This is a genomic window from Polyangium jinanense (genome assembly GCF_028435265.1).
In the GTDB taxonomy this organism is placed as follows: Bacteria; Myxococcota_A; Polyangia; order Polyangiales; family Polyangiaceae; genus Polyangium; species Polyangium jinanense.
Genome location: NZ_JAGTJK010000009.1, coordinates 1 through 14,874 on the forward strand (window position 1 = coordinate 1; position 14,874 = coordinate 14,874).

11 protein-coding genes are annotated in these 14,874 nt (G+C 68.8%); all 11 read left to right on the forward strand.

The window, feature by feature from the left end; all coding sequences use genetic code 11:
* The first annotated feature begins 223 nt into the window (after window positions 1-223).
* The 11 genes from KEG38_RS19175 (at window position 224) to KEG38_RS19225 (ending at window position 14,874) form a co-directional block, all read left to right on the forward strand.
* Window positions 224-2,098, forward strand: coding sequence for a RecQ family ATP-dependent DNA helicase (locus KEG38_RS19175; RefSeq protein WP_276073241.1), 1,875 nt, complete (start codon window positions 224-226; stop codon window positions 2,096-2,098).
* 47 nt (window positions 2,099-2,145) lie between these two features.
* Window positions 2,146-3,633, forward strand: a complete 1,488-nt coding sequence (locus tag KEG38_RS19180; protein WP_272421159.1) for a serine/threonine-protein kinase — start codon at window positions 2,146-2,148, stop codon at window positions 3,631-3,633.
* Window positions 3,630-4,460 carry a hypothetical protein gene (locus KEG38_RS19185; protein ID WP_272421160.1) on the forward strand — a complete coding sequence of 277 codons (831 nt, stop codon included), beginning with the start codon at window positions 3,630-3,632 and terminating at the stop codon, window positions 4,458-4,460. Before KEG38_RS19180 ends, KEG38_RS19185 begins: the two co-directional genes overlap by 4 nt.
* Window positions 4,460-5,806: a LamG domain-containing protein gene (locus KEG38_RS19190; RefSeq protein WP_272421161.1), complete on the forward strand. Its 1,347-nt coding sequence runs from the start codon at window positions 4,460-4,462 to the stop codon at window positions 5,804-5,806. The genes KEG38_RS19185 and KEG38_RS19190 overlap by 1 nt, the downstream gene beginning before the upstream one ends.
* A gap of 134 nt (window positions 5,807-5,940) precedes the next feature.
* Entirely contained in the window at window positions 5,941-7,044 is a 1,104-nt protein-coding gene (locus tag KEG38_RS19195; RefSeq protein WP_272421162.1) for a hypothetical protein, read from the forward strand.
* Window positions 7,045-7,048: 4 nt separating this feature from the next.
* Window positions 7,049-7,831, forward strand: a complete 783-nt coding sequence (locus KEG38_RS19200) for a matrixin family metalloprotease (protein ID WP_272421163.1) — start codon at window positions 7,049-7,051, stop codon at window positions 7,829-7,831.
* 222 nt (window positions 7,832-8,053) lie between these two features.
* A complete protein-coding gene (locus KEG38_RS19205) occupies window positions 8,054-9,928 on the forward strand; it encodes a RecQ family ATP-dependent DNA helicase (RefSeq protein WP_276073241.1) in 1,875 nt (624 codons plus the stop codon).
* 47 nt (window positions 9,929-9,975) lie between these two features.
* The gene (locus KEG38_RS19210) at window positions 9,976-11,463 is read left to right on the forward strand and encodes a serine/threonine-protein kinase (protein WP_272421159.1); all 1,488 of its coding nucleotides are present in this window, start codon (window positions 9,976-9,978) and stop codon (window positions 11,461-11,463) included.
* Complete coding sequence (locus KEG38_RS19215) at window positions 11,460-12,290, forward strand: hypothetical protein (RefSeq protein WP_272421160.1); 831 nt, start codon at window positions 11,460-11,462, stop codon at window positions 12,288-12,290. The genes KEG38_RS19210 and KEG38_RS19215 overlap by 4 nt, the downstream gene beginning before the upstream one ends.
* Complete coding sequence (locus tag KEG38_RS19220; RefSeq protein WP_272421161.1) at window positions 12,290-13,636, forward strand: LamG domain-containing protein; 1,347 nt, start codon at window positions 12,290-12,292, stop codon at window positions 13,634-13,636. Before KEG38_RS19215 ends, KEG38_RS19220 begins: the two co-directional genes overlap by 1 nt.
* A 134-nt stretch (window positions 13,637-13,770) precedes the next feature.
* Window positions 13,771-14,874, forward strand: a complete 1,104-nt coding sequence (locus KEG38_RS19225; RefSeq protein ID WP_272421162.1) for a hypothetical protein — start codon at window positions 13,771-13,773, stop codon at window positions 14,872-14,874.

The following is a 14,874-nucleotide window of genomic DNA, read 5'->3' on the forward strand; positions in this document are numbered from 1 at the left end:
GGCTTTGGAGGGCCGGGGCGGTCCCCCCGAACTCGGGCCCGCAAAGCGGGCCCTCAAACAACAGGACCCCCCACCCCGGCCCTCCAAAGCCACGCCGCCCGCAGGCCTCGAATCACGGGCGTCTCGGGCCAAGGGGGCTCGGAAGGAGAAGGAGGGGGGGAAGACGGGGAAGGTCGAGCCGAAAGGGGCGGCAGCGTTCGCCTCGGCGGGGGTGGTGAAGGGTATGGCAGGACAAGCGAGGGTGTTGCAGGGGCAGGCGGAGTTACCGCTGGCGGAGCGGCGAGAGGTGCGAGCAGGGGCGACGCTCGGAGAGATTTTGCGGGAGCGATTTGGTTTTTCTGGGTTTCGACCTTATCAAGAGGCGGTTTGTCGGGCCGTGACCGAGGGGCAGGATGTGCTGCTCGTGATGCCGACGGGGGCCGGGAAGTCGCTTTGTTATCAGTTGCCGGGGATTGCACGAAGGGGGACGACGCTCGTGGTGAGTCCCCTCATTGCTTTGATGGAAGATCAGGTGGGGAAGCTCCGGGCGCAAGGGTTTGCCGCGGAACGAATTCATTCGGGGCGGGATCGGCTGAGCTCACGGGCGGCTTGCGCGGAGTATTTGGCGGGGCGGCTGGATTTTCTATTTATCGCGCCGGAACGGCTCAGGGTGCCGGGGTTTCCCGAGATGCTGGCGAAGCGGAAGCCGACGCTGGTCGCCGTGGACGAGGCGCATTGCATTTCGCACTGGGGGCATGATTTCAGGCCAGAGTACCGGATGCTGGGGCAGCGGCTGCCTTCGCTCCGGCCGGCGCCGGTGGTGGCGCTGACGGCGACGGCGACGCCGATGGTGCAGGACGATATCGCGCGGGAGCTCGGGCTCTCGGAGGCGTCGCGGTTCATTCATGGGTTCCGGCGGACCAATATCGGGATCGAGGTGGTGGAGCTTTCGCCCGCGGCGAGGGTGGAGGCGGTGCGGAAGCTTTTGGAGCCGAAGGAGCGGCGGCCGGCGATCGTGTATGCGCCGACGCGGAAACACGCGGAGGAGACGGCAAAGGAGCTTTCGGAGCTCGGGGCGGCGGCGTACCACGCGGGGATGGAGACGGGGACGCGGGATCGGATCCAGTCGGCGTTCCTGGGCGGGGAGCTCGAGGTGGTGGTGGCGACAATCGCGTTCGGAATGGGGGTGGACAAACCGAACGTGCGGACCGTCGTTCATATGGCGCTGCCCGGGAGCGTGGAAGCGTATTACCAGGAGATCGGGCGCGCCGGGCGGGATGGTTTGCCTTCGCGGGCGATCATGATGCATTCGTTCACGGACCGGCGGACGCACGAGTTTTTCTTCGAGCGCGATTATCCCGATCCGGCGCTGCTCTCGGCGCTGTTCGGGGCGCTCGGGTCGCGGCCGCAGACGAAGGAGGCGCTCTCGCCGCGGGTGGAGTCCGATCCCGAGAAGTTCGAGAAGGTGCTGGAGAAGCTCTGGATCAGCGGCGGCGCGATCATCGACGCGGATGGGGGGATCCGGCGGGGGCGCGAAGATTTCCTCGGCGAGTACGTGGCGCAGCGCAAGCACAAGCAGGAGGACCTCGCCAAAATGGCCCGGTACGCCGAAGGGCACGGGTGCAGGATGCTGCACCTGGTGCGGCATTTCGGTGACCAGGAGGACGACGGGCGGCCCTGCGGGGTGTGCGACGTGTGCGCGCCCGATGCGTGCGTCGGGAGGAAGTTCCGCGAGCCGAGCCGCGCCGAGACGGCGGCGATCCAGAAGATTTTGGACGCGCTCGCCGAGGAGGACGGGCAGCCGATGGGGCGGCTGCATCGCGAGACGTTCGGCGACGCGCTCGATAGGCGGTCGTTCGAGCACCTCGTGAACGGGCTCGTGCGCGCGGGGCTCTGCGAGGTGCGGTCGGACTCGTTCCAGAAGGGCGGGGAGTGGATCGAGTTCCAGCGGGTGTCGCTGACCGAGGAGGGACAAACGCACGGCGGCGAGGCGCCCACGCGGTTCGTCACGCTCGACGAGGAGCCGAAGAAGAAGGCGCGCGGGAAGGCGAAGGGGAAGAGCCGCGGGAGCTCGAAGGCGTTTTGGGCCTGGAAGGCGCGACAGAAAAAGGGTGGGTAAGGATGTGGCCGCCAAAGGGCGCGGTCTGTTAGAGTGACACCGACCTCATGACAGGAGGGCACGCGGGCGCGCGCAAGGTCGGTCGGTACGCCCTCTACGGCGAGATCGCGTCGGGAGGCATGGCCACGGTCTATTTCGGGCGCCTGCTCGGGCCGTCGGGGTTCGCCCGGACCGTCGCGATCAAGCGGCTGCACCCGCAGTTTGCCAAGGACCCCGAGTTCTCGACGATGTTCCTCGACGAGGCCCGCCTCGCCGCGCGGATCAAGCACCCGAACGTGGTGCCGATCCTCGACGTGATCTTCGAAGGCGGCGAGCTGCTCCTCGTGATGGACTACGTGCACGGCGAGAGCCTCGCGCGCGTGCTCAAAAACTTGGAGCGCGAACGATCGCGGCCGCCGCTCCGGATCGTGTCGGGCGTGGTGGCGAGCGCGCTGCACGGGCTGCACGCCGCGCACGAGGCCGTGGACGAACGCGGCGCGCCGCTCGGGATCGTGCACCGCGACGTGTCGCCGCAGAACGTGCTCGTCGGCGCAGACGGGACGACACGCGTGCTCGACTTCGGCGTGGCGAAGGCGATGGGCCGCGCCCAGGTGACGCGCGAGGGCGAGCTCAAAGGAAAATACGCGTACATGGCGCCGGAGCAGATCCGCTCCGGGAGCACCGTGGATCGGCGCGTCGACGTGTTCGCCGCGGCCATCGTGCTCTGGGAGATGCTCGCCGTGCGCAGGCTGTTCAACGGCGACAGCGAGCTCGCGATCATCGCGCAGGTGACGATGAACGAGATCCCGCCGCTGAAGCAGATCGGCGTGGAGGTGCCGCCCGAGCTCGAAGCGGTGGTGATGCGAGGGCTGTCGCGTGATCCAGCCCATCGCTTCCAGACCGCGCGGGAGATGGCGATGGCGCTCGAAACCGCCGTGCCGCCGGCGCCCGCGTGGGAGGTCGGCGAGTGGCTCGCGCAGGTGGCGCCCGACGGGATCACGCGGCGCGCGCGCGAGGTGCAAGCGATCGAGAACGCGTCGATGTCGGACGCGGACGTGCCGCCGCTGTCTTCGCTCGACGGGAGCGTGGAAGCGGGGAGCGTGGCGGCGGCGATGCGATCCTCGCAGGTCTCGGGGATCGCCGTGTCCCATCGGCCGCAAGCGGTGGCGCTGCCCCGATCGGTCGTGGTGATCGCGGCCGCTGTGCTCGTCGCCGCGCTCGGAGGCGCGGCCCTGCTCTGGCTCGATCGAGGCCGCGAGGAGCAGGCGACGGGGATCCAGCCGGTCACGCCGACGGTCACGGCGACGACGGCGAACACGCCTGCAAAGCCGCCCGAGCCCACGGTCGCGCCCACGCCGCCGGAGACGAGCGCGGCGACCACGAGCACGCCCGTCGCGACGACGACGACGACGGCGGCGACGCCACGCCCGACGGCGAAGGGCGCGGCGACCGCGACGACGACGAGCGGTAAAACGGCGCCCCGCGCGGACGGCTGCAGCCCTCCGTACACCATCGACGCGAAGGGCATCCGCCGCATCAAGCCGGAGTGTTTGTGAAGACCCGAGCCCTTGTTTTCCTGGCCGCGGCGACGATCCCGCTCGCGGCCCCCGCCTCCGCCACGACGAAAAAAGAGTGCGTGGCCTCGTACGAGCAAACGCAGTCGCTGCGCAAGGAAGGCAAGCTCGCGTCGGCGCAGGAGGCGGCGCTCGTCTGCTCGCACAACGACTGCCCGCGCGTCGTGCGCAAGGACTGCACCGAGTGGCTCGCCGAGATCGAGAAGAGCCTGCCGACCGTGGTGCTCGTGGCGCGCGACGAGAAGGGCGACGAGACGGCCGACGTGCGTGTGTTCGAGGGTGACAAACTCGTGCGCGAGCGGCTCGACGGCAAGGCCATGCCGATGGATCCCGGCGAGCACGTGCTCCGGTTCGAGCGAGACGGCGCGGAGCCCGTGACCCGCAAGGTGATCGTGCACGAGGGCGATAAGCTCGTGCGGATCGAGGCGTCGTTCAAGAAGGAGCCGAAAGCCCCGGAAGAGAAGCCCGCCGAAAAGGGGAGCGGCGTGCCGATCGCACCGATCGTGATCGGCGGCGTGGGGATCCTCGGGCTCGGCGCGGCAGGCGTGATCGGCCTGCTCGGGCTCTCGGCGAAATCGGATCTCGAAGCGTCGTGCGCGCCGCGCTGCACGGACGCGGCGGTGGATCCCATTCGCACGAAATTCCTGGCCGCGGACATCACGGCGGCCGCGTCGGTCGTCCTCCTGGGAACGGCGGCGGTCGTGTATTTCACGTCGGGGTCACGCGACGAGCAGAAGAGCGCGATGCCCCGGATCGAGTTTGCCCCGACGATCGGCGGCGGATTCTTGAGCCTTCGAGGAGCCTTCTGATGAAGACGCACCTTTTCGCGGCGTTCTTCCCCCTCGCCTCCCTCACGCTGGGCTGCTCGGCGCTCGTCGATCTCGACGCGCTCTCGTCGGGTGGCGGAAGCGGAAGCGGGCCGATCGAGCTGCCGGACGGAACGTATGAATTCGTGGACGACGCGTTCGAAGGCGAATTCGAGCTCGGGTCGTTCACCGACATGGAGTGGGCCGGGGGGCGATTGCGGCTCGAGTCGGAGGCGTATGACGGCGTGTTCCGTTCGCGTGTCTTCGACGCGGGCGAGGCCGTCGACTGGACCACGTTCGCGTGGACCCCGGCGGGGCCGTACCTGAAAGCATTGCCGGATTCCCGGGGCAAGGAGACGGGGTATGCGGAGGGGTCGAGCGACATGTCCGCGAACGTCCTCTTGCTCCACCTCGACGGCACGGGCGCGCTGACCTCGGGGGCCGAGGCGATGGATACGTCCGGCGGGAAAAGCAACGCCGTCGTGAGCGCGCCCTCGGGTACGACGCTCTCGTTCGAGGAGGGTCCGATCGGGCAGGGCCTCGCGGACAAACTCAATACGCACGTCGCGATCGATACGATCATGGGTGATTACGATTTCGATTTCGACGAGGGCGATTTCACCTGGGCGCTCTGGGTCAAGACCTCCTCCAGCTGCGTGGTCAACCGGGTCTTCCTCGGCGTCGACACCGGGTTCGGCGGCCCGCACCTCTGGCTCGGCTGCGCGGACGGGGACGCATTCAACGCCTGTGGCTCGGGCTCGGCCGAGGGCCGCGCGGCGGGCACCTTCAAGTCGAACAGCGACGACGCGTCCGACGGCGTGCCATTCTGCGGCACGACCCAGATCAACGACGGGAACTGGCACCACCTCGCGGCCGTCAAAAAGGGCCACGCGCAGAGCCAGGTCATTCTCTACGTCGACGGGATCGCCGAGGCGACGCTCGGGACCACGTTCCACACGCCCATCTTCCTGACCGGCAGCGACTTCGCGCTCGGCGCTCTGCTCAACGGTGGCTATCAGGCCGAGGGGACGTACGACGAGGTCGCCGTGTGGAAACGCGCGCTCGAGCCGGACGAGGTCATGGCCATGTATCGGCGTGGCGGGGCGCGGCTCGCGTTGCGGGTGCGCACGTGCAGCGACCCGGCCTGCGCGGAGGGCGATCCCTCGTTCGTGGGCCCGGGCGGCGGCGACGGGTGGTTCGTCGATCCAACGGGCACGCTGGGCCCGCCCGGGGACATGCAGCTCGACGTGCCGAGGGCGCGTTACTTCCAGTACGAAGCGAACTTCGAGGGTCTCCGCGAGGGCGACGGCCCGGGCCTCTTCGCCGTGAAGGCCCGCGCGCAGCGCTGATTTTCCCTTTCGCCCGCCGGGGTGTCTAGAAGCGCGGACGAGGTGAGAGAACGCGCCGGAGGGGCGCGCGTCCCGCCCTCGTTCGAATGACGATCCTCCGCCCCGCGTGGAGGATCGAAGGGAGAGATCTCGGCATGAAATGGCTTCGTTACACGCTCTCGAGCCTCGTCTTTTCTTCGGCCCTCGCGCTCGCCGGCTGCGGCGGCAATCCCGAGCCCGAGCCCGTGAACTCGACCGATCCGATCGTCGACGAGGAGATCGTCGACCTCGGTGATCTCCTCGCGCAGGACCCGGACGCGGCCGCGGCCGCGGAGGTGATCGGCGATCCCGCGACGTTGCTCGCCGAGGGCAAGAAGCAGGGCGACAAGGCGCGCAGCGACGTCGCCGCGGTGATGAGCTTCATCAAGGAAGCGGCCCAGGGCGAGCCGGCCAGGAAGGGCGTAACGGCGGACGGCCGGGCGTATGCGCAATGGGTGAAGACGATCCAGGGCGTGGAGATTACGTTCTCCGCCGTGCGCATGACGCAGGATCGGCTGCGGTACCTGGTGCAGGGCAAGGCCACGGACGGCGCGAAGAAGCCGCTGCTCACGGGCATCTTCGTGAAGAAGGGCCCGAAGACGGGCGGCGGTCGGTTCCACGTGAACCTGACGAACGTGAGTGATCTCTACAATGCCCCGGGCGCGGACGGGTCGGTCCATTTCTGGTTCGCGAATCACAAGGGCGACAAGCGCGGCCGGCGTATCGCCTACGTGAACGTGGTTCGTCGGGACGACCCGCAGATGCAAAAGGTCAATTACGGCGCGGACCTCGTGCGGCTCGTGGGCGTGGGCGGCCGGTTCCGGGCCGTGGGCGTGGGCGACGTGAGCGCGGATCTGCCGGGCCAGGAGGCGATCGGCCTCAGGATCCTGTGGAAGGGCGGCGAAGGCGGGCGCGCCGCGGCGGCCGTGGCCTCGCTCGGGCCGAACCCGAAGCTGCTCGGCACGGCGCACGAGTGCTGGGACAAGGACGGCCTCCGCACGGCGTACAAGGATGACAACCCGAACAACAACGCGATGAACCCCGACGAGGGCGACCTCGCAATGTGCGCCGGTTTCGCGGAGGAAGCGCCGCCGGATCAGGGCAACGTGAGCGCGGACGGGCAGGATACGGACCCGGAGCTCGATGCGCTGCTCGAGGAATCGGGCGCGATGGACATCGACGTCGCCGAGGCGGACGCGGCCGACGCGATCGGCCAGTGACGGCATGATGTGGGCGCGCGCCGTGCTCGTGTTTGTCCGGGTATCCCTCGCGATGTTCGTGGCCCTTTCGTTCACGCCGGAAGCCTGGGGCTACGAGCACGGGCGATCCGAGTACGGCGCGCGCCTTCATTTGACTTCGCTTCCGGCACGGGTGCGTCTTGCCACACCCGTGCCGGGTTTGTCCGACGGGGGCCGGGGGGCGATGCTCCGGGCCATGGCGACGTGGTCGCGCGTGGTTTGCGGGGCGAGCGGGTTCTCGTTTGTCGAAGCGAACGCGGGGGAGGATGCGCCGATCGAGGTGCGGGCCGTGCTTTCGGGGTGGCGTCACGGCCCGGCGATTGGAGCACATACGGATGTCGAGAGTGACAAGTTCACCGGGAACATCCAGCGCGTGGTGATCGAGCTCGACGCGACGCGACGGTGGAGCGACGCGGAGAATGTTCCGGCGGATGCGCTCGATCTGGAGACGGTGCTGCTCCACGAGCTCGGGCACGCGGCGGGGCTCGCGCACAGCGGGCAAACCTCGGCCGTGATGCGCGCGGGGCTCAAGCCGGGGCATGCGCCGAGGCGCGCACTCGATCCGGATGACGTGGCGGGGATTTGCGCGTCGTATGCCGCTCCCTCATGGGTAAAGAAGGACGAACGGTTGGTCCCGACGATCCCGCGGGCCCTCGCCCTTTTCGCAGCGATCGGCGCGCTCGGCGCGGGGATCGCCGCATGGAAACGGGGGCGAAAAGCTCGTGTGCTCAGCCGTTCGGATCCGGAATCAGCCCGCGCAGACGCTTGATGCCGTGGTGAAAGGGGCGGTCCCCCCGAACTCGGGCCCGCAAAGCGGGCCCTCAAACAACAGGACCCCCCACCCCGGCCCTCCAAAGCCACGCCGCCCGCAGGCCTCGAATCACGGGCGTCTCGGGCCAAGGGGGCTCGGAAGGAGAAGGAGGGGGGGAAGACGGGGAAGGTCGAGCCGAAAGGGGCGGCAGCGTTCGCCTCGGCGGGGGTGGTGAAGGGTATGGCAGGACAAGCGAGGGTGTTGCAGGGGCAGGCGGAGTTACCGCTGGCGGAGCGGCGAGAGGTGCGAGCAGGGGCGACGCTCGGAGAGATTTTGCGGGAGCGATTTGGTTTTTCTGGGTTTCGACCTTATCAAGAGGCGGTTTGTCGGGCCGTGACCGAGGGGCAGGATGTGCTGCTCGTGATGCCGACGGGGGCCGGGAAGTCGCTTTGTTATCAGTTGCCGGGGATTGCACGAAGGGGGACGACGCTCGTGGTGAGTCCCCTCATTGCTTTGATGGAAGATCAGGTGGGGAAGCTCCGGGCGCAAGGGTTTGCCGCGGAACGAATTCATTCGGGGCGGGATCGGCTGAGCTCACGGGCGGCTTGCGCGGAGTATTTGGCGGGGCGGCTGGATTTTCTATTTATCGCGCCGGAACGGCTCAGGGTGCCGGGGTTTCCCGAGATGCTGGCGAAGCGGAAGCCGACGCTGGTCGCCGTGGACGAGGCGCATTGCATTTCGCACTGGGGGCATGATTTCAGGCCAGAGTACCGGATGCTGGGGCAGCGGCTGCCTTCGCTCCGGCCGGCGCCGGTGGTGGCGCTGACGGCGACGGCGACGCCGATGGTGCAGGACGATATCGCGCGGGAGCTCGGGCTCTCGGAGGCGTCGCGGTTCATTCATGGGTTCCGGCGGACCAATATCGGGATCGAGGTGGTGGAGCTTTCGCCCGCGGCGAGGGTGGAGGCGGTGCGGAAGCTTTTGGAGCCGAAGGAGCGGCGGCCGGCGATCGTGTATGCGCCGACGCGGAAACACGCGGAGGAGACGGCAAAGGAGCTTTCGGAGCTCGGGGCGGCGGCGTACCACGCGGGGATGGAGACGGGGACGCGGGATCGGATCCAGTCGGCGTTCCTGGGCGGGGAGCTCGAGGTGGTGGTGGCGACAATCGCGTTCGGAATGGGGGTGGACAAACCGAACGTGCGGACCGTCGTTCATATGGCGCTGCCCGGGAGCGTGGAAGCGTATTACCAGGAGATCGGGCGCGCCGGGCGGGATGGTTTGCCTTCGCGGGCGATCATGATGCATTCGTTCACGGACCGGCGGACGCACGAGTTTTTCTTCGAGCGCGATTATCCCGATCCGGCGCTGCTCTCGGCGCTGTTCGGGGCGCTCGGGTCGCGGCCGCAGACGAAGGAGGCGCTCTCGCCGCGGGTGGAGTCCGATCCCGAGAAGTTCGAGAAGGTGCTGGAGAAGCTCTGGATCAGCGGCGGCGCGATCATCGACGCGGATGGGGGGATCCGGCGGGGGCGCGAAGATTTCCTCGGCGAGTACGTGGCGCAGCGCAAGCACAAGCAGGAGGACCTCGCCAAAATGGCCCGGTACGCCGAAGGGCACGGGTGCAGGATGCTGCACCTGGTGCGGCATTTCGGTGACCAGGAGGACGACGGGCGGCCCTGCGGGGTGTGCGACGTGTGCGCGCCCGATGCGTGCGTCGGGAGGAAGTTCCGCGAGCCGAGCCGCGCCGAGACGGCGGCGATCCAGAAGATTTTGGACGCGCTCGCCGAGGAGGACGGGCAGCCGATGGGGCGGCTGCATCGCGAGACGTTCGGCGACGCGCTCGATAGGCGGTCGTTCGAGCACCTCGTGAACGGGCTCGTGCGCGCGGGGCTCTGCGAGGTGCGGTCGGACTCGTTCCAGAAGGGCGGGGAGTGGATCGAGTTCCAGCGGGTGTCGCTGACCGAGGAGGGACAAACGCACGGCGGCGAGGCGCCCACGCGGTTCGTCACGCTCGACGAGGAGCCGAAGAAGAAGGCGCGCGGGAAGGCGAAGGGGAAGAGCCGCGGGAGCTCGAAGGCGTTTTGGGCCTGGAAGGCGCGACAGAAAAAGGGTGGGTAAGGATGTGGCCGCCAAAGGGCGCGGTCTGTTAGAGTGACACCGACCTCATGACAGGAGGGCACGCGGGCGCGCGCAAGGTCGGTCGGTACGCCCTCTACGGCGAGATCGCGTCGGGAGGCATGGCCACGGTCTATTTCGGGCGCCTGCTCGGGCCGTCGGGGTTCGCCCGGACCGTCGCGATCAAGCGGCTGCACCCGCAGTTTGCCAAGGACCCCGAGTTCTCGACGATGTTCCTCGACGAGGCCCGCCTCGCCGCGCGGATCAAGCACCCGAACGTGGTGCCGATCCTCGACGTGATCTTCGAAGGCGGCGAGCTGCTCCTCGTGATGGACTACGTGCACGGCGAGAGCCTCGCGCGCGTGCTCAAAAACTTGGAGCGCGAACGATCGCGGCCGCCGCTCCGGATCGTGTCGGGCGTGGTGGCGAGCGCGCTGCACGGGCTGCACGCCGCGCACGAGGCCGTGGACGAACGCGGCGCGCCGCTCGGGATCGTGCACCGCGACGTGTCGCCGCAGAACGTGCTCGTCGGCGCAGACGGGACGACACGCGTGCTCGACTTCGGCGTGGCGAAGGCGATGGGCCGCGCCCAGGTGACGCGCGAGGGCGAGCTCAAAGGAAAATACGCGTACATGGCGCCGGAGCAGATCCGCTCCGGGAGCACCGTGGATCGGCGCGTCGACGTGTTCGCCGCGGCCATCGTGCTCTGGGAGATGCTCGCCGTGCGCAGGCTGTTCAACGGCGACAGCGAGCTCGCGATCATCGCGCAGGTGACGATGAACGAGATCCCGCCGCTGAAGCAGATCGGCGTGGAGGTGCCGCCCGAGCTCGAAGCGGTGGTGATGCGAGGGCTGTCGCGTGATCCAGCCCATCGCTTCCAGACCGCGCGGGAGATGGCGATGGCGCTCGAAACCGCCGTGCCGCCGGCGCCCGCGTGGGAGGTCGGCGAGTGGCTCGCGCAGGTGGCGCCCGACGGGATCACGCGGCGCGCGCGCGAGGTGCAAGCGATCGAGAACGCGTCGATGTCGGACGCGGACGTGCCGCCGCTGTCTTCGCTCGACGGGAGCGTGGAAGCGGGGAGCGTGGCGGCGGCGATGCGATCCTCGCAGGTCTCGGGGATCGCCGTGTCCCATCGGCCGCAAGCGGTGGCGCTGCCCCGATCGGTCGTGGTGATCGCGGCCGCTGTGCTCGTCGCCGCGCTCGGAGGCGCGGCCCTGCTCTGGCTCGATCGAGGCCGCGAGGAGCAGGCGACGGGGATCCAGCCGGTCACGCCGACGGTCACGGCGACGACGGCGAACACGCCTGCAAAGCCGCCCGAGCCCACGGTCGCGCCCACGCCGCCGGAGACGAGCGCGGCGACCACGAGCACGCCCGTCGCGACGACGACGACGACGGCGGCGACGCCACGCCCGACGGCGAAGGGCGCGGCGACCGCGACGACGACGAGCGGTAAAACGGCGCCCCGCGCGGACGGCTGCAGCCCTCCGTACACCATCGACGCGAAGGGCATCCGCCGCATCAAGCCGGAGTGTTTGTGAAGACCCGAGCCCTTGTTTTCCTGGCCGCGGCGACGATCCCGCTCGCGGCCCCCGCCTCCGCCACGACGAAAAAAGAGTGCGTGGCCTCGTACGAGCAAACGCAGTCGCTGCGCAAGGAAGGCAAGCTCGCGTCGGCGCAGGAGGCGGCGCTCGTCTGCTCGCACAACGACTGCCCGCGCGTCGTGCGCAAGGACTGCACCGAGTGGCTCGCCGAGATCGAGAAGAGCCTGCCGACCGTGGTGCTCGTGGCGCGCGACGAGAAGGGCGACGAGACGGCCGACGTGCGTGTGTTCGAGGGTGACAAACTCGTGCGCGAGCGGCTCGACGGCAAGGCCATGCCGATGGATCCCGGCGAGCACGTGCTCCGGTTCGAGCGAGACGGCGCGGAGCCCGTGACCCGCAAGGTGATCGTGCACGAGGGCGATAAGCTCGTGCGGATCGAGGCGTCGTTCAAGAAGGAGCCGAAAGCCCCGGAAGAGAAGCCCGCCGAAAAGGGGAGCGGCGTGCCGATCGCACCGATCGTGATCGGCGGCGTGGGGATCCTCGGGCTCGGCGCGGCAGGCGTGATCGGCCTGCTCGGGCTCTCGGCGAAATCGGATCTCGAAGCGTCGTGCGCGCCGCGCTGCACGGACGCGGCGGTGGATCCCATTCGCACGAAATTCCTGGCCGCGGACATCACGGCGGCCGCGTCGGTCGTCCTCCTGGGAACGGCGGCGGTCGTGTATTTCACGTCGGGGTCACGCGACGAGCAGAAGAGCGCGATGCCCCGGATCGAGTTTGCCCCGACGATCGGCGGCGGATTCTTGAGCCTTCGAGGAGCCTTCTGATGAAGACGCACCTTTTCGCGGCGTTCTTCCCCCTCGCCTCCCTCACGCTGGGCTGCTCGGCGCTCGTCGATCTCGACGCGCTCTCGTCGGGTGGCGGAAGCGGAAGCGGGCCGATCGAGCTGCCGGACGGAACGTATGAATTCGTGGACGACGCGTTCGAAGGCGAATTCGAGCTCGGGTCGTTCACCGACATGGAGTGGGCCGGGGGGCGATTGCGGCTCGAGTCGGAGGCGTATGACGGCGTGTTCCGTTCGCGTGTCTTCGACGCGGGCGAGGCCGTCGACTGGACCACGTTCGCGTGGACCCCGGCGGGGCCGTACCTGAAAGCATTGCCGGATTCCCGGGGCAAGGAGACGGGGTATGCGGAGGGGTCGAGCGACATGTCCGCGAACGTCCTCTTGCTCCACCTCGACGGCACGGGCGCGCTGACCTCGGGGGCCGAGGCGATGGATACGTCCGGCGGGAAAAGCAACGCCGTCGTGAGCGCGCCCTCGGGTACGACGCTCTCGTTCGAGGAGGGTCCGATCGGGCAGGGCCTCGCGGACAAACTCAATACGCACGTCGCGATCGATACGATCATGGGTGATTACGATTTCGATTTCGACGAGGGCGATTTCACCTGGGCGCTCTGGGTCAAGACCTCCTCCAGCTGCGTGGTCAACCGGGTCTTCCTCGGCGTCGACACCGGGTTCGGCGGCCCGCACCTCTGGCTCGGCTGCGCGGACGGGGACGCATTCAACGCCTGTGGCTCGGGCTCGGCCGAGGGCCGCGCGGCGGGCACCTTCAAGTCGAACAGCGACGACGCGTCCGACGGCGTGCCATTCTGCGGCACGACCCAGATCAACGACGGGAACTGGCACCACCTCGCGGCCGTCAAAAAGGGCCACGCGCAGAGCCAGGTCATTCTCTACGTCGACGGGATCGCCGAGGCGACGCTCGGGACCACGTTCCACACGCCCATCTTCCTGACCGGCAGCGACTTCGCGCTCGGCGCTCTGCTCAACGGTGGCTATCAGGCCGAGGGGACGTACGACGAGGTCGCCGTGTGGAAACGCGCGCTCGAGCCGGACGAGGTCATGGCCATGTATCGGCGTGGCGGGGCGCGGCTCGCGTTGCGGGTGCGCACGTGCAGCGACCCGGCCTGCGCGGAGGGCGATCCCTCGTTCGTGGGCCCGGGCGGCGGCGACGGGTGGTTCGTCGATCCAACGGGCACGCTGGGCCCGCCCGGGGACATGCAGCTCGACGTGCCGAGGGCGCGTTACTTCCAGTACGAAGCGAACTTCGAGGGTCTCCGCGAGGGCGACGGCCCGGGCCTCTTCGCCGTGAAGGCCCGCGCGCAGCGCTGATTTTCCCTTTCGCCCGCCGGGGTGTCTAGAAGCGCGGACGAGGTGAGAGAACGCGCCGGAGGGGCGCGCGTCCCGCCCTCGTTCGAATGACGATCCTCCGCCCCGCGTGGAGGATCGAAGGGAGAGATCTCGGCATGAAATGGCTTCGTTACACGCTCTCGAGCCTCGTCTTTTCTTCGGCCCTCGCGCTCGCCGGCTGCGGCGGCAATCCCGAGCCCGAGCCCGTGAACTCGACCGATCCGATCGTCGACGAGGAGATCGTCGACCTCGGTGATCTCCTCGCGCAGGACCCGGACGCGGCCGCGGCCGCGGAGGTGATCGGCGATCCCGCGACGTTGCTCGCCGAGGGCAAGAAGCAGGGCGACAAGGCGCGCAGCGACGTCGCCGCGGTGATGAGCTTCATCAAGGAAGCGGCCCAGGGCGAGCCGGCCAGGAAGGGCGTAACGGCGGACGGCCGGGCGTATGCGCAATGGGTGAAGACGATCCAGGGCGTGGAGATTACGTTCTCCGCCGTGCGCATGACGCAGGATCGGCTGCGGTACCTGGTGCAGGGCAAGGCCACGGACGGCGCGAAGAAGCCGCTGCTCACGGGCATCTTCGTGAAGAAGGGCCCGAAGACGGGCGGCGGTCGGTTCCACGTGAACCTGACGAACGTGAGTGATCTCTACAATGCCCCGGGCGCGGACGGGTCGGTCCATTTCTGGTTCGCGAATCACAAGGGCGACAAGCGCGGCCGGCGTATCGCCTACGTGAACGTGGTTCGTCGGGACGACCCGCAGATGCAAAAGGTCAATTACGGCGCGGACCTCGTGCGGCTCGTGGGCGTGGGCGGCCGGTTCCGGGCCGTGGGCGTGGGCGACGTGAGCGCGGATCTGCCGGGCCAGGAGGCGATCGGCCTCAGGATCCTGTGGAAGGGCGGCGAAGGCGGGCGCGCCGCGGCGGCCGTGGCCTCGCTCGGGCCGAACCCGAAGCTGCTCGGCACGGCGCACGAGTGCTGGGACAAGGACGGCCTCCGCACGGCGTACAAGGATGACAACCCGAACAACAACGCGATGAACCCCGACGAGGGCGACCTCGCAATGTGCGCCGGTTTCGCGGAGGAAGCGCCGCCGGATCAGGGCAACGTGAGCGCGGACGGGCAGGATACGGACCCGGAGCTCGATGCGCTGCTCGAGGAATCGGGCGCGATGGACATCGACGTCGCCGAGGCGGACGCGGCCGACGCGATCGGCCAGTGA